The organism is Nocardia sp. NPDC060259 (assembly GCF_042728775.1).
GTDB lineage: Bacteria > Actinomycetota > Actinomycetes > Mycobacteriales > Mycobacteriaceae > Nocardia.
This window is the reverse complement of sequence record NZ_JBHXAY010000068.1, coordinates 12,668-33,190: the sequence shown is the minus strand read 5'-3', so window position 1 is coordinate 33,190 and position 20,523 is coordinate 12,668. Positions and strand designations below refer to the sequence as shown.

Genomic DNA, 20,523 nt, shown 5'->3' with positions numbered 1-20,523 from the left:
CGGACCAGGGACTACTCTGTGCATCCGTGATCACCCGCCTCTCCCGCCTGTTCCTGCGCACCCTGCGAGACGATCCCGCCGACGCCGAGGTGCCGAGCCACAAACTGCTGGTTCGCGCCGGCTACGTCCGCCGCGTCGCCCCCGGCGTGTACTCGTGGCTGCCGCTGGGTCTGCGCACGCTGCGCCGGATCGAGGACGTGGTGCGCCAGGAAATGGACGCCACCGGCGCCCAGGAGATCTCCCTGCCCGCGCTGCTGCCGCGCGAGCCCTACGAGACCACCAACCGGTGGACCGAATACGGCGATGCCCTGTTCCGCCTGCAGGACCGTAAGGGCGGCGACTACCTGCTCGGCCCCACCCACGAGGAACTGTTCGCGCTCACCGTGAAGGGCGAATACAACTCCTACAAGGATCTGCCGGTCACGCTGTACCAGATCCAGGCCAAGTACCGCGACGAGGAACGTCCCCGCGCGGGCATCCTGCGCGGCCGCGAGTTCACCATGAAGGACTCCTACTCCTTCGACCTCGACGACGACGGCCTCGCCACCAGCTACGCCACCCACCGCGCGGCCTACCAGCGCATCTTCGAACGCCTCGGCGTCAAGTACGTGATCGTGGCCGCCACCTCCGGCGCCATGGGCGGCAGCGCCTCCGAGGAATTCCTCGCCGAGAGCCCCATCGGTGAGGACACCTACGTGCGCTGCGTGGAGTCCGGGTACGCGGCCAATGTGGAAGCCGTGGTCACGCCTGCGCCCGCGCCGCTGCCCATCGAGGGTCAGCCCGCCGCGGTCGAGTACGACACCCCGAACACCCCCACCATCGCGACGCTGGTCGAGTGGGCCAACGAGGCGAAGGTGCTCGACCGCACCGTCACCGCGGCCGACACGCTGAAGAACGTGATGGTCAAGCTGCGCCATCCGGACGGCAAGACCGAGATCCTCGGCATCGGCCTCCCCGGCGACCGCGAGGTCGACGGCAAGCGCCTGGAAGCCTCCGTCGAGCCCGCCGAGGTGGAACTGCTCACCGAGGCCGATTTCGCCGCCAACCCCTTCCTGGTGAAGGGCTACATCGGCCCGAAGGCGCTGCAGGCCAACGGTGTTCGCTACCTCGTCGACCCCCGTGTCGTCGAGGGCACCGCCTGGATCACCGGCGCCGACGCGCAGGGCAAGCACGTCGTCGGCCTGGTCGCCGGTCGTGACTTCACCCCCGACGGCACCATCGAGGCCGCCGAGGTCCGCGACGGCGACCCCTCGCCCGACGGCGCGGGCCCGCTGGTGGCGGCCCGTGGCATCGAGATCGGCCACATCTTCCAGCTCGGCCGCAAGTACACCGACGCCTTCGATGTCGACGTGCTCGGCGAGAACGGCAAGCCGGTCCGCCTCACCATGGGCTCCTACGGCATCGGCGTCTCCCGCATGGTCGCGGTGATCGCCGAGCAGCAGCACGACGACAAGGGTCTGCGCTGGCCCGCCGAGATCGCCCCGTTCGACGTGCACGTGGTCATCGCCAACAAGGACGCCGCCGCCCGCGAGGGCGCCGAGCAGGTCGTGGCCGGTTTGAACGCCCAGGGCCTCGAGGTCCTCTTCGACGACCGCACCGCCTCGCCCGGCGTGAAGTTCAAGGACGCAGAGCTCCTCGGTATGCCGTGGATTCTCGTGATCGGCCGCGGCTGGGCCGACGGCAAGGTCGAACTGCGCAACCGCCTCACGGGTGAGGCCGAGGAGATCCCGGCCTCCGACGCCGTCACCGCGGTCACCGCGAAGATCCGCGGCTGAGTTCTGATCGGCGCATCGCGCCGTCCCGCACGCGATGCGGGGCGGCGCGATTGTCGTTTTCCGGGTTGCCGGGCGCCGCTGCTGCTTCCCTGGGAACTTACGCCTACGTAGGGGAAACCTGCAGGTCATAGCCTCGAGGCCCGGCGTGGCGGCTCAGCGGCGCTGCTAAGTTAGCTCCATGACGAGTTCGCCGAGCCTGCTGTTCAACCCCGCCACCTACGACCCGCAGCACTTCGATGCCGAGACGCGGCGGCTGCTGCGAGCCACCATCGAGTGGTTCGAGTCCAGGGGCAAGGCGCAGCTGCTGGCCGACGACCGCGACGCGGTGTGGACCAAGGAGTTCCTCGACTTCGTCGCGAAGGAGAAGCTGTTCGCGACCTTCCTGACCCCGGCCGCCTACGCCGACGGTGACCCGAACAAGCGCTGGGACGCCGCCCGCAACGCGGCGCTGGCCGAGATCTTCGGCTTCTACGGCCTGGCGTACTGGTACGCCGAGCAGGTCACCATCCTGGGTCTCGGCCCGATCTGGCAGAGCGACAACGAGATCGCCAAGCGCAAGGCCGCCGCCGACCTCGACGAGGGCCAGGTCATGGCGTTCGCGCTGTCCGAGCGCGACCACGGCGCCGACATCTACAACACCGACCTGATCCTCACCCCGAGCGAGCCGGGCAGCGCCGACGCCGAGGCGGGCATCCTGTTCCGCGCCAACGGCGAGAAGTACTACATCGGCAACGGCAACGTCGCCTCGATGGTGTCGGTGTTCTCCCGCCGCGCCGATGTCGAGGGCGCCGAGGGCTACATCTGGTTCGCCGCCGACAGCCGCCACGACAACTACCACCTGATCGAGAGCGTCATCCACGGTCAGATGTATGTCAGCCACTTCCGGCTGGAGAACTACCCGGTGACCGCCGCCGACGTGCTGCACGAAGGGCCCGAGGGCTTCTCGGCCGCGCTGAACACCGTCAACGTCGGCAAGTTCAACCTCTGCCACGGCAGCATCGGTATGGTCGAGCACTCGTTCTTCGAGGCCATCACCCACGCCAACAACCGCATCCTCTACGGCAACCCGGTCACCGACTTCCCGCACGTGCGCGGCAATTTCGTCGACGCCTACGCGCGCCTGATCGCGATGAAGCTGTTCAGCGACCGCGCGGTGGACTACTTCCGCAGTGCCTCGCTCGAGGACCGCCGCTACCTGCTGTTCAACCCGATGACCAAGTCCAAGGTGACCTCCGAGGGCGAGGTCGCGATGACTCTGCTGCTGGACGTGCTGGCCGCCAAGGGTTTCGAGAAGGCCACCTACTTCGCCGAGGCCTCGCGCTACATCAACCACCTGCCCCGGCTCGAGGGCACGGTGCACGTCAACGTGGGCCAGATCCTGAAGTTCATGCCGAACTACCTGCTCAACCCGAAGGAGTACCCGGCGATCGGCACCGACCTGGCGCCGGGCGATCAGGAGTTCTTCTGGAAGCAGGGCCCGGCGCGCGGTGCGGGCAAGGTGCAGTTCGCCGACTGGACCCCGCCCTACGCGCAGGCCGCCGACGTGCCCAACGTCGGCCGGTTCTACGAGCAGGCCACGGCGCTGCGCACCCTGCTGCTCACCGCGGCGCCCGACGCCGATCAGCAGAAGGACCTGGACTTCATGCTGACCATCGGCCACCTGTTCTCCACGGTGGTCTACGGACAACTGATCCTCGAGCAGGCCGAGCTCACCGGGCTCGATCGCGACGTGCTCGACCAGATCTTCGACTTCCAGATCCGCGACTTCAACACCCAGGCCACCGCCCTGCTCGGCAAGCCCTCGGTCACCGAGGCGCAGCGGGAGTGGGCCGTCGGCGCCCTGCGCAGCCCCGTCGCCGACGCCGAGCGCTTCGACCGGGTGTGGGAGCAGGTGGAATCCTACGACGGCGCCTACGCCATGCGCCCCTGACAGCGGCAGGTCCCGGGTGGTGTGTGCCGCCCGGGACTACACCGCGGCGCGGCCGGGGAAGGTGGTGGTCACCGGGTTCGCGCCCAGGATCGCCTGCCAGCGGGCCCGGCGCACCGCGGACTCGGTGAGCGCCTCGGTCGCGGTGGCCCGCACCGACTCGTCGGATGCCTGTTCCACTACGGCGTACCATGCTGCGGCGCAATCGGATTCGACCGCGACCGCCAGGTTGGCCGCGGGGATCGGATCGTCGACCGGGAACGGCGGGTTGTAGGCGGCGTCCGGCGCGTCAGGCGCGGTGCCACCGGCTTCCAGCAGTTCGATGGTGGCGTCGCGGCGGGCTCGGTGCGCGGCGCTGAACTCGGCGACCACCCGGCCCCGGTCGGCATTGGCGTAGGCCGCGATGACGCCGTAGGAGTACACGGCGGCGTGCTCGGCGTCGAGCGCGGCCTGCAGTGCCTGTCGTTGATCGGTCATGTCAGCAAGACTCCTGCCTCGGTGGCGCAGGCCGCGCTGATCGACGCCAGGAGCCCTGCGCGGTAACCGGATTCGGTGCGCGCGAGGGCGGCGGCGGATTGCTGGGAGCGGACCAGCTGATCGCGCAGCTGGGCGATCGTCAGCGGCTGGGTGGCGGTCTGGACGGCCGACGCGGGCACCGGTTGCCCGTCCGGGCCCGGCACGGTGATCTCGCCGGTGCGGTGCACCGGGGTGGTGCCGTCGCCGTAGACGCCGATCACCCGGTCGATTTCGGTGCGCAGGGCGTCGGCGTGGGCGCCGCGCTCGGTCGCGATGGTGGTCAGTGCCGCCTGGAACCGGGGCGCGAGCGCGATGGCAGCCTGGGCGGCGGCGGCGTCGGCGCGCGCCAGAATCTCTTGCGCGGCAAGCGGATCCGGGGCGTGCACGGTGTCGTCCTCGGCGCACGCGGTGAGCACGCTCAGTGCCGGAAGGCCGACCGCGCCGGCACCGGCCAGCCGCAGGATCGTGCGACGCCCCCATCCCCGCCGCGCCGCGATCGGGACGGCCGTGGGCAGAGCGGAGGGAAACGTCGATCCGGCTTGCGTGGCGACCAGGCGCGACGACTCGACGGCCATCGGGCGGGATTCGTGCCGGTCGGAGCGCATGCCGGAAGGTCGCCCGGCGCTCGGCGGGGCGGTATGGCGGAAGGGCACGAACACCATCGTGCCAGATCCGCCGACGGTGGCCCGACACGACGAGGCACGCCGGGGCGGACCGGTGCGCAACGCCCAGTGGCTGGTCCTTTACACTCTCGGGGCGCGTTACGCTAGACCTTCGGCGTAGAAATTTCCGATCGCGTCACAACTGAACCAGGAGCCGCCCATATGCCGATGCCCACCGAGGAAAGGGTGAGCCAGCTCGTCGCTGAGCTCGTCGCACGCCGGGGATTCGACCTCGAGGGCGTCGCGATCGCGTCTGCGGGCAAAGACGAATTGGCGCCGGTTCGGTTGAAGGTCACCGTCGACAGCGACGGCCCGGCCGATCTGGACGCCATCGCCGAGCTCAGCCGGGAGATGTCCGAGCTGCTCGACGACGCGGGCGACTTCGGCGAATCCGCCTACCTGCTCGAAGTGACCACCCCCGGCGTCGACCGGCCGCTGACCGCCGAGCGGCACTGGCGACGCGCCCAGGGCCGCAAGGTGAAGCTCGCGCTGCGCGAGGGCGCCGAACCGCTCGAGGGCAAGGCCCGCTTCGACGCGCGGGTCGGCGTGCTCGCCGACGACGGCACCATCGCGCTCGTCCTCGGCGGCAAGAACAAGCCGCACCGGGTGCACGTGCCACTCGCCGACATCGCCTCCGCGGTGGTCCAGGTCGAGTTCAACGCGCCGGGCGCCGCCGAACTCGAACTGGCCGGCGGCATCGCCGCTGGCCGTCCGGTACCGGGCGAAGAGCCCGCCGACCTCGCCGCCGCAGGCCAGCACAGTGACTCTCCCACCGAAGGGGTTGCAGAATGAACATCGAAATCGAAGCCTTGCGGGCGATCGTCGCCGACAAGGGCATCCCCATCGAGACCGTGATCTCGGCGATCGAGTCGGCGCTGCTCACCGCCTACCGGCACACCGAGGGGCACCAGCCCAACGCCTACATCGACATCAACCAGAAGACCGGTGTGGTCCGGGTGATGGCGCGCGAACTCGACGCCGACGGCAACCTCGTCTCCGAATGGGACGACACCCCGGAGGGTTTCGGCCGCATCGCGGCGACGACCGCCCGTCAGGTGGTGCTGCAGCGGCTGCGTGACGCCGAGAACGAGAAGTCCTTCGGCGAGTTCTCGACCCATGAGGGCGACATCGTCGGCGGCGTTGTCCAGCGCGACGCCAGGGCCAACGCCCGCGGCATCGTGGTCGTCCGCATCGGCAGCGAGGCCACCGGCGCCGAGGGTCTGATCCCGCCCGCCGAGCAGGTGCCGGGGGAGACCTACGAGCATGGCGACCGGATCAAGTGCTACGTCTACGGCGTCTCCCGTGGTCCGCGTGGCCCGCAGATCCAGCTCTCGCGCACGCACCCGAACCTGGTGCGCAGGCTGTTCTCGCTCGAGGTGCCCGAGATCGCCGACGGCTCGGTGGAGATCGTCGCGGTGGCCCGCGAGTCGGGTCATCGTTCCAAGATCGCCGTGCGGTCCACCGTGCCTGGCGTGAACGCCAAGGGTGCCTGCATCGGCCCGATGGGCCAGCGCGTGCGCAACGTGATGAGCGAGCTGGCAGGCGAGAAGATCGATATCATCGATTACGCCGAAGACCCGGCGACCTTCGTCGGCAACGCGCTCTCGCCGTCGAAGGTGGTTTCGGTCACCGTCGTCGATCCCGACGCCAGGGCGGCGCGGGTGATCGTGCCGGACTTCCAGCTGTCGCTGGCGATCGGCAAGGAGGGCCAGAATGCCCGCCTGGCCGCCCGTCTGACCGGCTGGCGCATCGATATCCGCAGCGACGCGGCTCCGGAGCCGGGCGACTCGGTCCGGCCGGAGGCGCACCGTAGTTGACGAAAATGCGGGAATCCCGGCCCCCGGATGACATGTTCGTAACTTCGGAAGGGGAGGGGTTCGTCGTTATGACCGGGTCACCGGTAGAGTGGGTAGAAGACCGGCCCGCGCAATCCGTTCGAACCTGTATCGGATGCCGTCAACGCGAGCCGTCTGCCGAACTGTTGCGGATCGTGGCGCAGCATCGGGACACCGGTTCCGCCGGGGCCTCGGCTGTTGCGATCCTTCCCGATCCGCGGCGCAGACTTCCCGGACGGGGTGCCTGGCTGCACCCCGTTTCAGCTTGTCTGCGATCCGCAGAGCGGCGCCGAGCATTCGGCAGAGCCCTACGAGTGTCCGGAAATCTGGATATCTCAGCCCTGGAGCAGTACCTCGAGAACAGGCACGAGCACTCATGAGCACACCGTGAAGCACCAACGATGAACGTCCATCGGAGATAACCCGAGGTCGTGCGGGCCCGCCTTCCCTAGGCGGCGTCACTGCTCGACCTCTCAGTGAGGAGAGCAGTGGCAGGCAAGGCCCGCGTGCACGAGTTGGCCAAAGAACTCGGTGTCACGAGCAAGGAACTACTCGCGAAGCTCAAGGAGCAAGGCGAGTTCGTGAAGTCGGCGTCCTCGACGGTGGAAGCACCCGTCGCACGTCGCCTCCGCGAATCGCTCGCGTCGAAGTCCGCCCCGGCGGCCGACGCGAAGCCGGCGGCCCGTCCCGGTCCGTCCCAGGCAGCCCGTCCGGCTGCCAAGCCAACCCCGGGCGGTCCGCGTCCCGGTCCGCGTCCGGCTCCGGCGGCCCCCGCCGCTGCCGCCCCCGCGGCCCCGGCCCCGGCGCCCGCCGAACCGGCCGCTCCGGCTGAGGTGAAGCCGGCTCCGGCCGCTCGCCCCACCCCCGCGGCCGCGCAGTCCGCGCCTGCCGCCAAGCCGGCCGGTGCCGCGCCGGCGCCCGGTCCGCGTCCGGCCCCCGGCGCGCCGCGTCCGGGTCAGCCCGCCGCGGGTCAGGCCCGTCCGGGCCAGCCGACGCCGGGTGCCCAGGCCCCGCGTCCGGCCGGTCCCGGCCCGAAGCCGGGCCCGAAGACCCCGCGCGTCGGCAACAACCCGTTCAGCTCCGCCCCGGACCGTGAGCGTCCGGCGCCGCGTCCCGCCCCGCAGGGTGGCCCGCGTCCGACTCCGGGTCAGGGCGGTCCCCGTCCGGCTCCCGGCCAGGGTGGTCCGCGTCCTGCTCCGGGTCAGGGCGGTCCCCGCCCCGGTCAGGGTCAGGGTGGCCCGCGTCCGGCCGCCGCGCAGGGCGGTGCCCCGCGTCCCGGTGGTCCGCGCCCCAACCCGGGTTCGATGCCTCCGCGTCCGAACCCCGGTGCCATGCCCCAGCGTTCCGCGCGTCCGGGTCCGGCGGCCGGTGGCCGTCCGGGTCGTCCGGGCGGCGCTCCCGGTGGCGGCGCGGGTCGTCCCGGTGGCGGCGGTGGCGGCTACCGCGGTGGCGGTGGCGGTGCCCCCGGTGCAGGTCAGGGTGCCGGTGCACCCGCGGCCGGTGGTTTCCGTGGTCGTCCCGGTGGCGGCGGTGGTCGTCCGGGTGGTCCCGGTGGCCGTGGTGGCGCAGCGGGCGCGTTCGGTCGTCCCGGTGGCGCTCCGCGTCGTGGCCGTAAGTCGAAGCGGGCGAAGCGCGCCGAATACGAGAACATGCAGGCGCCCGCCGTCGGTGGCGTGCGGCTGCCCCGCGGCAACGGCGAGATCATCCGTCTCGCCCGTGGCGCGTCGCTGTCGGACTTCGCCGAGAAGATCGACGCGAACCCGGCTGCTCTCGTGCAGGCGCTGTTCAACCTCGGCGAGATGGTCACCGCGACCCAGTCGGTGAACGACGAGACCCTCGAGCTGCTCGGCAGCGAGATGAACTACGTCGTCCACGTCGTCAGCCCCGAGGACGAAGACCGCGAGCTGCTGGAGTCGTTCGACCTCACCTACGGCGAGGACGCAGGCGGCGAGGAAGACCTCGAGCAGCGTCCGCCGGTCGTGACCGTCATGGGTCACGTCGACCACGGTAAGACCCGACTGCTGGACACGATCCGCAAGGCCAACGTCCGTGAGGGCGAGGCCGGTGGCATCACCCAGCACATCGGCGCCTACCAGGTGCTGACCGATCTCAACGGCGACGAGCGCCTGATCACCTTCATCGACACCCCGGGTCACGAGGCGTTCACCGCCATGCGTGCCCGTGGTGCGAAGGCCACCGACATCGCGATCCTCGTTGTCGCGGCCGACGACGGCGTCATGCCGCAGACGGTGGAGGCGATCAACCACGCCCAGGCGGCCGACGTGCCGATCGTGGTGGCGGTCAACAAGATCGACAAGGAAGGCGCGAACCCGGACAAGATCCGGCAGCAGCTGACCGAATACGGCCTGGTGACCGAGGAATACGGTGGCGACACCATGTTCGTCGACATCTCCGCCAAGCAGGGCACCAACATCGACGCGCTGCTGGAAGCGGTCCTGCTGACCGCCGACGCCTCGCTCGACCTGCGGGCCAACCCGGACATGGACGCCCAGGGTGTCGCCATCGAGGCGCACCTCGACCGCGGCCGTGGCCCGGTGGCCACCGTGCTCATCCAGCGCGGCACGCTGCGCGTCGGCGACTCGATCGTGGCGGGCGACGCCTACGGTCGCGTGCGCCGCATGGTCGACGAGCACGGCGACGACGTCGAGGCGGCCCTGCCGTCGCGGCCCGTCCAGGTCGTCGGTTTCACCTCGGTGCCCGGCGCAGGCGACAACCTGCTCGTGGTCGACGAGGACCGGATCGCTCGCCAGATCGCCGACCGCCGCAATGCGCGCAAGCGCAACGCACTGGCCGCGCGCAGCCGCAAGCGGATCAGCCTGGAAGATCTGGATGCCGCCCTGAAGGAGACTTCGGAGCTCAACCTGATCCTCAAGGGCGACAACTCCGGTACCGTCGAGGCCCTCGAAGAGGCCCTGCTCGGCATCGAGATCGACGACGAGGTGCGTCTGCGCGTCATCGACCGCGGTGTCGGTGGCGTCACCGAGACCAACGTCAACCTGGCGTCGGCCTCGAACGCGATCATCATCGGCTTCAACGTCCGTGCGGAGGGCAAGGCCACCGAGCTGGCCAACCGCGAGGGCGTCGACATCCGGTACTACTCGGTGATCTACCAGGCCATCGACGAGATCGAGAAGGCCCTCAAGGGCATGCTCAAGCCGATCTACGAAGAGGTCGAGCTGGGCCGGGCGGAGATCCGCGCGATCTTCCGTTCGTCGAAGGTCGGCAACATCGCCGGCTGCATGGTTCTGTCGGGTTCGGTCAAGCGCAACGCCAAGGCGCGCCTGATCCGCGACGGCAGGGTGATCGCGGAGACGATGACCATCTCCTCGCTCAAGCGGGAGAAGGACGACGCCACCGAGGTGCGCGAAGGTTACGAGTGCGGTATGACCGTGACCTACAACGACATCAAGGACGGCGACATCATCGAGGCGTACGAGCTGCGCGAAAAGCCGCGCGACTGATAACGCACACCGTTCCGCACGCCGCATCCGAGTCTTCGGGTGCGGCGTGCGGTCATGCGGGCAATCCATCTACCAGGAGGTGAGCACCGCTGTACATCGGTGCGCTCGAATTCGATCTACTGCTCGGTGACGTGCATTCGCTCAAGGAGAAGCGGTCGGTGATCCGCCCGATTCTCGCCGAGCTGCAGAAGCGCTTCGCCGTACACGCCGCCGAGGCGGGAGATCAGGACCTGCACCGCCGGGCATTGCTCGGGGTGGCCATGGTCAGTGCGGATACCGGGCACCTGAGCGAGGTGCTCGACAAGTGTGAGCGGCACGTTGCCGCGCGTCCGGAGATAGAGTTGCTGGCAGTACGCCGCCGGATCTTCGGACCCGAAGACTGAAGTAGAGATGCGGCATGGGTGTCAAGGCCCGGAGGCGGTAGCCTGCGTGACCACGCAGGGCCGCACCCGTGCCGCCCAGGAGAGGAGTCAGACCCATGGTGGATCAAGCCAGGGCACGCCGACTCGCCAAGCGGATTTCCGCGATCGTGGCCACCGCGATCGAGTACGAGATCAAGGATCCGCGGCTGCGGTTCGTCACCGTCACCGATGCCAAGGTGACCGGCGATCTGCGCGAGGCAACGGTGTTCTACACGGTGATGGGCGAGACGCTCGACACCGAACCCGACTACGCGGCCGCGGCCGCCGGTCTGGACGCGGCCAAGGGCGTCCTGCGGTCCAAGGTAGGTGCGGGTACGGGGGTGAAGTTCACCCCGATCCTGTCGTTCACGCTGGACAAGGTGCCCGACGCCGCCCGCGAGATGGAGGAGCTGCTTGCCCGGGCTCGCGCCATCGACGACGAGGTCGCCAAGGTCGCGGCCAACGCCACCCACGCCGGTGAGGCCGACCCGTACAAGGCCGATCGCGACGACGACGGCGACGAGTAACCCGGTATGAACGGTCAGCGCCCGGCGACGGAAGCCTGCGTGAGCACGCAGGGCGCCCGGGCATGCCGATCGGACGCAGCATGACCGGCGCCAGGGACGCGATGGTGCTGGACGCCGCCGTCGCCGCAGTGGCGGCGGCGCGTTCGGTGACCGTGTTGTGTCACGTGCAGCCCGACGCCGACACCATCGGCAGCGGGCTCGCGCTGGCACTGGCGCTGGAGCGCAAGGGCGTGCCGGTGGCGGTGTCGTTCGCCGAGCCCGCCGAACTGCCCGCCTCGCTGCGGACGCTGCCCGGCGGTCATCTGCTGGTGGCGCCCGCGGAGGTGCCGCTCGAGGTCGACCTGCTGGTCGTCGTCGACTGTGGCGCGCGCAGCAGGCTCGGCGCGCTCGCCGACCGGTTGCCCGGTGCGGCGACGACGCTGGTCATCGATCATCACCGCGCCAACGACGGTTTCGGCACCGTCGACCTGATCGACGAGTCGGCGGCGTCGACCACCGAACTGGTGACCCGCCTGCTCGACGCGTGGGGCATCCCGATCGACGCCGACATCGCGCACTGCCTGTTCGCGGGCTTGGTGACCGACACCGGATCGTTCCGCTGGGCGCGCACCGGCAGTCACACCATGGCCGAGCGGCTGCTCGCCACCGGAATCGATGGCGCCGAGATCACCCGCGTGCTGCTCGACACCCACCCGTTCTCGTGGCTGCCGATGCTGTCGAAGGTGCTGTCGACGGCCGTCGTCGTCCCGTCGGCCGCGGGCGTCGGGCTGGTCTATGCGCTGGTGCGCGCCGCCGACACCCATGATGTCGGGCCCGAAGAGGTGGAGAGCGTCATCGACGTCGTCCGGACCACCGCCGAAGCGGGGATCGCGGCCGTCTTCAAGGAAGCCCGCGGTCAGAACGACCGGTGGACGGTCTCGCTGCGCTCCCGTGACTCCGCGCCCGGTGCTGCCGATGGTGTGGATGTGGCGGCGATCGCCGCATCGTTCGGCGGTGGCGGGCACCGGTTCGCGGCGGGGTATACGACCTACGGCAACGCGGTCGACGTGGTGCAGGCTCTGGTCACCGCGCTCGGTTGATCGCCGAGTTGGTGACCGGACGCCCAGTCCGGCCAAGGCGGGACGGTCCAGCTGACCGGTCCGGCGCAGGCTGGTGACGGTCCAGCCGATTGGCCCGGCGCAGGCTGGTGACGGTCCAGCCGATCGGCTCGGTCCATGCCGGCGAGCGACCAGGCTGAGGATGGCCTAGCTGATCGTCTGGCGCAGGTGGTGATGGCCCTGCTGAGCGGCCCGGCTCGGGCTGGCGGCGGCGGTCCAGCCGACCGGCTCGGCTCAGGTGAGTGACGGCGCTGCCGATCTGTCCGGGCGCGATCAGCCGACCTGAACAGGAGTGCGGCGCAAGCGCATCGTGAGCGGGACGCCCAGAATCGTTGTGGCAGCACACAATCCGAAGGCGAGTGCCGGTCGGTCGACGAGTAGCCCGGTGGCGCCGGCGACGACCAGGCCGCCGAGATTGCCGGTCATCCAGATCAGTCCGGCCGCCGTGCCTTCGGCCGCCCCGGTGTGGCGTTCGGCCATGGTGAGGACGATCGGCAGCGCGGGCAACAGGGTGAGGCCGATGAGGACAAACGCCAGGAATCCGGTGGCAAGGCCCGGTGCCACGGCCACGAGCAGGCAGGCGAGCGCGCTGGCCGTGAGGCCGACCATGACCGCGGGCAGCTCGACGCCGCGACGCAGCACCGCCACCGGGACGACCGCGCATCCGACGACGCCGGCGAGGACGTTGATCAGCAGCACGATGCTGGCGGCATCGGCGCTGACGCCCGCGGGTTCCAGCAGCGCCTGACCGTAGGTGGCCAGGGCGACGAAGGTGCCGAACGGGAAGAACACCGCGACGCACAACCTGCGCACATAGCTGTCGCCGAGCGTGGCGCGCAGGGCGGACAGCGACGTCTGTGTACTCGCCGCCGGTCCGCGTCCGGCGCGGACCAGCTCCACCGTCAGCCAGATCGCGGCCGCACCGGCGAAGAGCGCACCGATCGCCGCCAGCGTCCCGAGCTGAGATTCCGCGGGCAGCGCCGCGCCGAGGACGAAGGCGGCGGCCATCCCGGCGAACGTGCTCGCCGTACCCACGGCGATCCCCGTCGGCCGGTCCTTCTCGTCGAGGTAGTGCCCGGCGATGCCGGTGATCGCATTGAGCACCAGCGGCTGCGCCACGGCGACGACGGTCTGCCCGACGAACACCACCGCGAACCCGTCGTGGAGCAACCGCAGTCCTGCGCCGAACGCGGTCAGCACCGCGCCGGCGATCAACGCCGGCCGGAACCAGCGGTCGAGCAGGATGCCCGCGGGCACCGCGAGGACGACGTAGAGCAGCGGAAACATGTTCGCCAGCCAGCCGACGGCGGATTCGGAGACACCGAAATGCTCGGCGGCGACGGTCGTCACCGGTGCGTAAGTGAGCCACACCAGCTGCGTGGCCGCGCCGACCAGGGCAAACGCCGTGATCATGCGCCATCGGTTCGCCATGGTCGATCGTCCTCGGTGGTTCGGGCGGACTGGGAGTTCGCGGTGTTCGCTCGCCCGAGCGTGCGGTGTGGTCGTACCGGCAGCATCTGGGCGGGTGACCAATAATGCCCCGTCGGGGCGTACATCACGCGACTTTCCGGAATCAGCCCCGTCGGCGCCGGGCTTATGACGTGCATCGGACCGGACGGCGTCGGCCCATGATGCCGAGCGGCCAAGCCCGCGTCGCGCCCACTGTGTGGCTCGGGGTGTCGCGCCGGGCGGCGACGATCGACCGGAAGATGGCCTCGTCGAGGGGTCATGCCGGTGTCGTGGCCACGGTGTCGGGCCGAGCCGGTCTGGCGCTTGTCGCGCACTGAGTGCCGGGCGATCAGGACCGTGTAGCGCCCACGGTGCCTCCGGGCCGCCCACGGTGCCCATCGATTCGGTCGGTATCGCGCCCACGATGCCGATCGGTCTGCTCGGGCGGCGCGTCCCCGATGCGCTGGGATCGTCCGGTGCCCGGTCGGTGTGCCTGGGCAGCTGGACCGCATGCCGTGCCGTCGCCGCCGGCTTGTCGGTGCGGTGTGCGACCATCGGCCGTGATCAGCACTGGCGTGCGCCGGAACGGGCGCCCATCGACGGGGGAGGCCGGGGCGTGAGTTCCATCGATGATCCGAAGGGTCAGGTCGGTCCGCGGCGGATTCTCGGGATCGCGCTGCCTACGCTCGGTGTGCTGGTGGCCGAGCCGTTGTATCTGCTGTTCGACATGGCGGTCGTCGGCAGGCTCGGGGCGCTGGCTATGGCGGGGCTGGCCGTCGGTGGCGTCATCGTGGGCACAGTCAGCACCCAGCTGACGTTCCTGTCGTACGGCACGACGGCGCGGGCGGCGCGACGGCACGGCGCGGGGGATCGGGCCGGTGCGGTCGAGGAGGGCATCCAGACGAGCTGGGTGGGGGCGGCGATCGGTGTGCTCATCGTGCTGGTGGTGCAGCTGTTCGCGGGGCCGCTGTGCGCGGCGATCGCCGGTGGTGGCGAGATCGCCGACGAGGCGCTGATCTGGGTGCGGATCGCGCTGTGCGGTGTGCCGCTGATCCTGCTGTCGATGGCGGGTAACGGCTGGATGCGTGGCGTGCAGGACGTGCGCCGCCCGCTGATGTATGTGGTTGCGGGACTGGCGTTGTCGGCCGTGCTGTGCCCGGTGCTGGTGTACGGGCTGTTGGGCGCGCCGCGGATGGAACTGGCCGGTTCGGCGGTGGCGAATCTCGCCGGGCAGCTCGTGTCCGGCGCCCTGTTCGTCTACGCGCTGCTGCGGGAACGGGTTTCGCTGCGTCCGCGTCCCGCCGTGATGCGCGCGCAGCTGGTGCTCGGCCGTGATCTCATCGTGCGCAGCCTGTCGTTCCAGGTGTGCTTCGTCTCCGCCGCCGCGGTCGCCGCGCGCTTCGGCGCCGCCTCCGTCGCCGCCCACCAGCTGGTCCTGCAACTGTGGAATTTCCTTGCGCTGACCCTGGATTCGCTCGCCATCGCCGCCCAGACCCTCGTCGGCGCCGCGCTCGGCGCGGGCAATGCGCGCGGCGCGAAGGGTATCGCGCGCCGGGTCACCGGCTGGTCGGAGATCTTCGCGCTGGTCCTGGCCGCGGTCTTCGCCGCCGGTGCGGGCGTGATCCCGCTGCTGTTCACCGGCGACGCGCAGGTCCTCGATCGCACCCACGTCATCTGGTGGTTCTTCGTCGCCATGATCCCCGTGGCAGGCGCGGTTTTCGCGCTCGACGGCGTGCTGCTCGGCGCGGGCGACGCCGCGTTCCTGCGCACCGCCACCCTCGCCGCGGCCCTCGCCGGCTTCCTTCCGCTGATCTGGCTTTCCCTCGTCTTCGACTGGGGCGTGGCGGGGATCTGGTCCGGCCTGGTCGCCTTCATGCTGCTGCGCCTGATCGCCGTCGTCGCCCGGGCTCGCTCCGGCCGCTGGGCTCGTGTCGGCGCCGATGTGCCGAGCGGAGCCGCCTGAAGGGAGTGGCGCTCGTCACACCGATCCCCCCGATGGCGATGTCGCACTACCGTCGGAACGGATGACTTCGAGCCGATGATGGAGGCGAAGTAGCGGTGCTGGACGTGTTTTCGAGGAGTGCCGGCCTGCGCTTGGCGGCCGGCGCGGCAGTGCTGCTGGCCGGTGCCGGGGTGGGGATACCCCCGGCGCAGGCGGCTCCGGAAGGCACCGGCGCGCTCCTCGCACACGTCGACCAGCCCGCGGGCTGGGGAGACTGGTCGCGCGCGGCGATCGTGGACTACCGCACGGAAGGACCCACCGGCGGACTGGTCGACAGCGCCGGACTGGTGCTGCTCCCCGCTGCACCCGCACCCGCGGGCGGCTACCCGATCGTGGCGTGGGACCACGGCACCAGCGGACTCGGTCCACAGTGCGGCATCACGACGACGAAAGCGGCCAACGACCGGCCGCTGCTGCAAGCATTCCTGGATCGCGGCTGGGCGGTAGTTGCCCCGGACTATGTCGGGTTGTCGCCGAACTCGCGAACCGTCCACCCGTACCTGCACACGCGCACCGAGGCGACGGCAACCGTCGACCTGGTCAAGGCGGCACGGTCCGCGGTTCCCGCGCTGTCGAACGCGTGGGCCGTCGTCGGCTCGTCCCAGGGCGGGCACGCCGCGCTGGCCACCGGCAACCTCGCCACCGGCTACGCGCCTGACCTCGATTTCCGTGGCACCGTGGCGATGGCGCCGGAGTCCAACTACGAGAACATCCTCGCCCAGGTGGGTCCGCAGGTGCCCAACCTGCCGATGGTCGACCGGCTCACCGGCCCGTTCGCCGGCATGCTCGCCGGGCTGCGCGCCACCCGTCCAGACCTCGACGTGAACGGGCACCTCAGTGAACCGGGCCGGACCCTCGTCGACGCCATCTCCGCTGCTTGCGTCCAGGACTTCGACACGCTCTCGGCGGGCATGTCACTCGGGTCGATACTCGCGAAACCGATGGCGGACAACGGCATCGGGACCGGCCTGCGCGACTACATGGTCGCCCCGACCGCCGGCTACCAGGAACCGGTGCTGATCACCCACGGCGTCACCGACACCGTCGTCCCGATCCCGATGACCTTCACCCTGCTGTCCCAACTGCGCGCCTCGGGCACCCAGGTCGACTTCGAGATGTACTCGGTCTCGCACGAGGAGATCGAGGAAGCCTCGCGCGATCGCGTGCTGGCCTTCGTCGACGGACTGTTCCGCGCCTGATCCGCGTCAGCGTGGACAGGGGCGCTGCCGCGCCCCACGGACGCGCCGCCGCGCGCGTATGCCACTGTGGACAGGTGAATCCGAAGTTGATGGCGGTCAGTGATGTGCACGTGGGGCATCAGGGCAACAAGCCGGTGGTGGAGCAGATCCAGCCGGATTCGCCGGAGGACTGGCTGATCGTCGCGGGTGACGTGGGCGAGAAGGCCGACGAGGTCCGCTGGGCGCTCGAGCTGCTGCGTGGCCGGTTCGCGAAGGTCATCTGGGTGCCGGGCAACCACGAGCTGTGGACCACGCCCAAGGACCCGGTGCAGATGCACGGCGCCGCCCGCTACGACTACCTCGTCGCGATGTGCCGTGACCTCGACGTCGTGACACCGGAGGACCCGTTCCCGGTGTGGACCGGATCCGGCGCCGAGCAGTACGGCGGCCGCGTCACCATCGCACCGATGTTCCTGCTCTACGACTACTCGTGGCTACCCGCCGGGACCACCACCAAGACCCAGGGCCTGGCCCTCGCGCGCGAGCGCAATGTCGTCGCCACCGACGAATTCCTGCTGACCCCCGACCCGTACCTCACCCGCGACGCCTGGTGCCACGCCCGTGTGCAGTACACCCAGCGCCGCCTCGACGCCCTGGGCGCCGACACCCCCGTGGTGCTGGTCAACCACTTCCCGCTGGTCCGCCAGCCCACCGAGATCCTGTTCTACCCCGAGTTCTCGATGTGGTGCGGCACCGACCTCACCGCCGACTGGCACACCAGCTACAACGTGGTCTGCTCGGTCTACGGCCACCTGCACATCCCGCGCACCACCTACTACGACGGCGTCCGCTTCGAAGAGGTCTCCCTCGGCTACCCCCGCGAATGGAAGCGCCGCGGCATGCCCGAACCCCTGCTCCGCCAGATCCTGCCCGAACCGGTCTACGCCGAGGGCGACCTCAACGCCTGGGGCGGCCACTTCACCGTCACCCCGGAAATGGAAGCCGCGGCGGCCGAGATGCGGGCGAAAGCCGACCGGCGCCGGGGCATCTGACCCCGTCGCGGTACCGGCAGCACCACGTTCCGGCCCCGACCGCAGCGCGTTCCGGCCACCGGTAGCCGGGCGGGCAGACACAGCTGTCGTGCAGTTGGCAGCCGCAGGGCCAGACGCCCGCCGGCAGTGACGGGCGCCAGGCCGTGGCGGGCGCGGGGCAGTGACGGCCGCCGGGCCGGCATTCACGGGCGGGGGTGCGGCTGTGGCCTCGGCCGACGCCGGAGCGATGAGCGCGACAGGCAACAGCGGCTGCGGTCGGACGGCGAGCTATGGCACCGATTACGCTGGTTCCCGATGATTCAGAACATTCTGCCGTCCGGGGTTGCTGCCGCGGAGCTGCTGGCGTACCCGGAGGACCTGAAGGCGCACCCGGCCGAGGAGCACCTCATCGCCAAGTCGGTCGAGAAGCGCCGCCGCGACTTCATCGGTGCCCGGCACTGCGCGCGGCTGGCGCTCGAGCAGCTCGGCGAGCCGCCGGTGGCGATCGGTAAAGGGGAGCGTGGCATGCCACTGTTCCCGCGCGGTGTGGTCGGCAGCCTGACCCACTGCGACGGCTACCGTGCTGCCGCGATGGCGCACGCGCTGCGGTTCCGCTCGGTCGGCATCGACGCCGAACCGCACGGTGCCCTGCCCGACGGCGTGCTCGAATCGGTCAGCTTGCCCGCCGAACGGGACTGGCTGGCCGGTGCGCCGAGTGCGGGCCTGCACCTGGATCGCCTGCTGTTCTGCGCGAAGGAAGCCACCTACAAGGCCTGGTTCCCGCTGACCCTGCGCTGGCTCGGCTTCGAGGACGCGCACATCACCTTCGAGATCGATTCCCGCACCGCCGATTCCGGCTCGGGAACGTTCCACACGAAGCTGCTCGTCCCCGGTATGACGAACGACGGCGGCGCCCCGCTGACCGCGTTCGGCGGACGCTGGCTGATCGCCGACGGGCTGATCCTGACCGCGATCGCGCACGGCTGATGGCCGCGCGTACACCCGCGGTCGACCAGCTCGGCGGGCTGGTGATCGTCGACAAGGACGGCGGCTGGACCAGCCACGACGTGGTGGCGCGCAGCCGGAAATTGTTGCGCACCAAGAAGGTCGGCCACGCGGGCACCCTCGACCCGATGGCCACCGGTGTCCTCGTGCTCGGCGTGGAGCGGGCGACGAAGCTGCTCGGTCAGCTGATCCTCACCACCAAGGCGTATACGGCGACCATCCGGCTCGGCCAGGCCACGATCACCGACGACGCCGAGGGCGAGGTCACCGCGACCACGCCGGCGCTGCACCTCACCGACGAGCAGATCGCGGCCGGTGTCGCCGCGCTGACCGGCGACATCGAGCAGGTACCCGCCACGGTCAGCGCCATCAAGGTCGACGGTGAACGCGCCTACGCCCGCGCCCGCGCCGGCGAAGACGTCCAACTGGCCGCGCGTCCGGTCACCGTGTCGCGCTTCGACATCCTGGCCCGCCGCGATCTCGCCGACGGCGAATTCGTCGACCTCGACGTGGAAGTCGAATGCTCCTCGGGCACCTACATCCGCGCCCTCGCCCGTGACCTCGGCGCCGCCCTCGGCGTCGGCGGCCACCTGACGGCGTTGCGCCGCACCAGGGTCGGCCCGTTCACCCTCGAACACGCCCGCACCCTGGACGAACTCGCCACTGCCGCCGAGGCCGGACAGCCACTGCTCAGCCTCGATATCGACACCGCGGTGCGTACGGCGTTCCCGCACCGCGATATCGACGAATCCCAGGCGAACGACCTGCGCAACGGACGCTGGCTCGAACCGATCGGCCGCAAGGGCGTGTACGCCGCGATCGATCCGGCGGGCCGCGCCATCGCGCTGCTGGAGGAGAGCGGTAAGCGCGCGGCGTCGGTGATGGTGGTCCGCCCCCAGGGCATCGGCGACTGACCTCGCGGAAAGTCCGCCGAGGGATACGCCCGGCATTTTCGTGCAATACGCTGCCGCGCAGTCAGAAAACTGACTGCCGATGGCCGTTGTGCACGAAAATGCCGGGCCCAGGCATACCCGCTGGCAGGAACGGGCCGACGTGCACCGGCCCTCGGATAAGTACAGTGGCGGTAACGGTCGGCGCCATGGTTATCGCCGCCCGCGGGGAAGGGTAGCGAGATGACTGCAGAACAGGTCGATACATTCGCGCTGTGGGACCGTGACGGTGACGGCCTGGTGTCGGTCGACGATATCGCGGCCGGAATCCGTTCCGCCGGTATCGAAGTCGACCGCCCGGCGATCGAGCGACTCGTCGCCGCGGCCGACACCGACGGTGACTTCCTGGTCTCGCGTGCCGAATTCGATGCCGCTGTCGTCGAGGGGCGCATCGAGGTGACCGATGCCGAGGCGGCGTTCCGGGTGTTCGATGTCAACGGCGATGGGCGAATCTCGGTCACCGAACTGGATTCGCTGATCCGCCACGTCGGCGCGGGGCGGATCGAGGAACCGGCCGGTGATCTGCTCGCCGCCGCGGACCAGGACGGCGACGGGTACTTGTCCCTCGCGGAATTCCGGGTACTGCTGGACTTCCTGTCGCGCTGATACCCAGCGGGAGATCGGCGGCTCGGTCGTCACCCGCTGTCGACCCGTTGATCGGGCCGCGCCACTGTGTCAGTGCCACT

Annotated in this window: 18 protein-coding genes; 15 read left to right on the top strand and 3 right to left on the bottom strand. The window is 70.2% G+C overall.

Annotation, left to right across the window (positions count from 1 at the left end; all coding sequences use genetic code 11):
• The first annotated feature begins 26 nt into the window (after nt 1-26).
• Entirely contained in the window at nt 27-1,775 is a 1,749-nt protein-coding gene (locus ACFWF2_RS22730; protein ID WP_379309442.1) for a proline--tRNA ligase, read from the top strand.
• A gap of 178 nt (nt 1,776-1,953) precedes the next feature.
• The gene (locus ACFWF2_RS22725) at nt 1,954-3,705 is read left to right on the top strand and encodes an acyl-CoA dehydrogenase family protein (RefSeq protein WP_379309441.1); all 1,752 of its coding nucleotides are present in this window, start codon (nt 1,954-1,956) and stop codon (nt 3,703-3,705) included.
• Between the two features lie 36 nt (nt 3,706-3,741).
• On the opposite strand, the gene ACFWF2_RS22720 is transcribed toward ACFWF2_RS22725, so the two are convergent.
• Both ACFWF2_RS22720 and ACFWF2_RS22715 read right to left on the bottom strand, forming a co-directional pair.
• A complete protein-coding gene (locus ACFWF2_RS22720; RefSeq protein WP_379309440.1) occupies nt 3,742-4,179 on the bottom strand; it encodes a ferritin-like domain-containing protein in 438 nt (145 codons plus the stop codon).
• Nucleotides 4,176-4,880, bottom strand: a complete 705-nt coding sequence (locus ACFWF2_RS22715) for a hypothetical protein (RefSeq protein ID WP_379309439.1) — start codon at nt 4,878-4,880, stop codon at nt 4,176-4,178. The genes ACFWF2_RS22720 and ACFWF2_RS22715 overlap by 4 nt, the downstream gene beginning before the upstream one ends.
• Nucleotides 4,881-5,042: 162 nt before the next feature.
• Here ACFWF2_RS22715 and rimP point away from each other — a divergent pair, with 162 nt between their 5' ends.
• The 7 genes from rimP (at nt 5,043) to ACFWF2_RS22680 (ending at nt 12,204) form a co-directional block, all read left to right on the top strand.
• Nucleotides 5,043-5,672, top strand: coding sequence for a ribosome maturation factor RimP (gene rimP / locus ACFWF2_RS22710; protein WP_379309438.1), 630 nt, complete (start codon nt 5,043-5,045; stop codon nt 5,670-5,672).
• Nucleotides 5,669-6,697 (top strand): transcription termination factor NusA, encoded by a 1,029-nt coding sequence (gene nusA, locus ACFWF2_RS22705; protein ID WP_379309437.1) that lies wholly within the window; start codon nt 5,669-5,671, stop codon nt 6,695-6,697. Before rimP ends, nusA begins: the two co-directional genes overlap by 4 nt.
• Before the next feature lie 68 nt (nt 6,698-6,765).
• Entirely contained in the window at nt 6,766-7,095 is a 330-nt protein-coding gene (locus tag ACFWF2_RS22700; protein ID WP_379309436.1) for a YlxR family protein, read from the top strand.
• A 108-nt stretch (nt 7,096-7,203) separates the two neighbouring features.
• Nucleotides 7,204-10,197, top strand: coding sequence for a translation initiation factor IF-2 (gene infB / locus ACFWF2_RS22695; RefSeq protein ID WP_379309435.1), 2,994 nt, complete (start codon nt 7,204-7,206; stop codon nt 10,195-10,197).
• A gap of 89 nt (nt 10,198-10,286) precedes the next feature.
• Complete coding sequence (locus ACFWF2_RS22690; RefSeq protein ID WP_379309451.1) at nt 10,287-10,580, top strand: DUF503 domain-containing protein; 294 nt, start codon at nt 10,287-10,289, stop codon at nt 10,578-10,580.
• Between the two features lie 95 nt (nt 10,581-10,675).
• Nucleotides 10,676-11,125, top strand: coding sequence for a 30S ribosome-binding factor RbfA (rbfA, locus tag ACFWF2_RS22685; RefSeq protein WP_189024213.1), 450 nt, complete (start codon nt 10,676-10,678; stop codon nt 11,123-11,125).
• Between the two features lie 62 nt (nt 11,126-11,187).
• Nucleotides 11,188-12,204, top strand: coding sequence for a bifunctional oligoribonuclease/PAP phosphatase NrnA (locus ACFWF2_RS22680; RefSeq protein WP_379309434.1), 1,017 nt, complete (start codon nt 11,188-11,190; stop codon nt 12,202-12,204).
• A 291-nt stretch (nt 12,205-12,495) separates the two neighbouring features.
• Here ACFWF2_RS22680 and ACFWF2_RS22675 read toward each other — a convergent pair whose 3' ends face one another.
• The gene (locus tag ACFWF2_RS22675) at nt 12,496-13,635 is read right to left on the bottom strand and encodes an MFS transporter (protein ID WP_379309433.1); all 1,140 of its coding nucleotides are present in this window, start codon (nt 13,633-13,635) and stop codon (nt 12,496-12,498) included.
• Between the two features lie 652 nt (nt 13,636-14,287).
• Here ACFWF2_RS22675 and ACFWF2_RS22670 point away from each other — a divergent pair.
• From ACFWF2_RS22670 to ACFWF2_RS22645, 6 genes are all read left to right on the top strand, one after another.
• Nucleotides 14,288-15,634: an MATE family efflux transporter gene (locus tag ACFWF2_RS22670; RefSeq protein WP_379309432.1), complete on the top strand. Its 1,347-nt coding sequence runs from the start codon at nt 14,288-14,290 to the stop codon at nt 15,632-15,634.
• A gap of 95 nt (nt 15,635-15,729) precedes the next feature.
• Nucleotides 15,730-16,872, top strand: a complete 1,143-nt coding sequence (locus ACFWF2_RS22665; RefSeq protein ID WP_379309431.1) for a lipase family protein — start codon at nt 15,730-15,732, stop codon at nt 16,870-16,872.
• A gap of 89 nt (nt 16,873-16,961) precedes the next feature.
• On the top strand, nt 16,962-17,903 hold the full coding sequence (locus ACFWF2_RS22660) for a metallophosphoesterase family protein (RefSeq protein ID WP_379309450.1): 942 nt from the start codon (nt 16,962-16,964) through the stop codon (nt 17,901-17,903).
• Nucleotides 17,904-18,197: 294 nt separating this feature from the next.
• Nucleotides 18,198-18,869, top strand: a complete 672-nt coding sequence (npt, locus tag ACFWF2_RS22655) for a 4'-phosphopantetheinyl transferase Npt (protein WP_379309430.1) — start codon at nt 18,198-18,200, stop codon at nt 18,867-18,869.
• Nucleotides 18,869-19,801, top strand: coding sequence for a tRNA pseudouridine(55) synthase TruB (gene truB, locus ACFWF2_RS22650; protein ID WP_379309429.1), 933 nt, complete (start codon nt 18,869-18,871; stop codon nt 19,799-19,801). Before npt ends, truB begins: the two co-directional genes overlap by 1 nt.
• Before the next feature lie 219 nt (nt 19,802-20,020).
• Entirely contained in the window at nt 20,021-20,443 is a 423-nt protein-coding gene (locus tag ACFWF2_RS22645) for an EF-hand domain-containing protein (RefSeq protein WP_379309428.1), read from the top strand.
• The last annotated feature ends 80 nt before the right edge of the window (nt 20,444-20,523 follow it).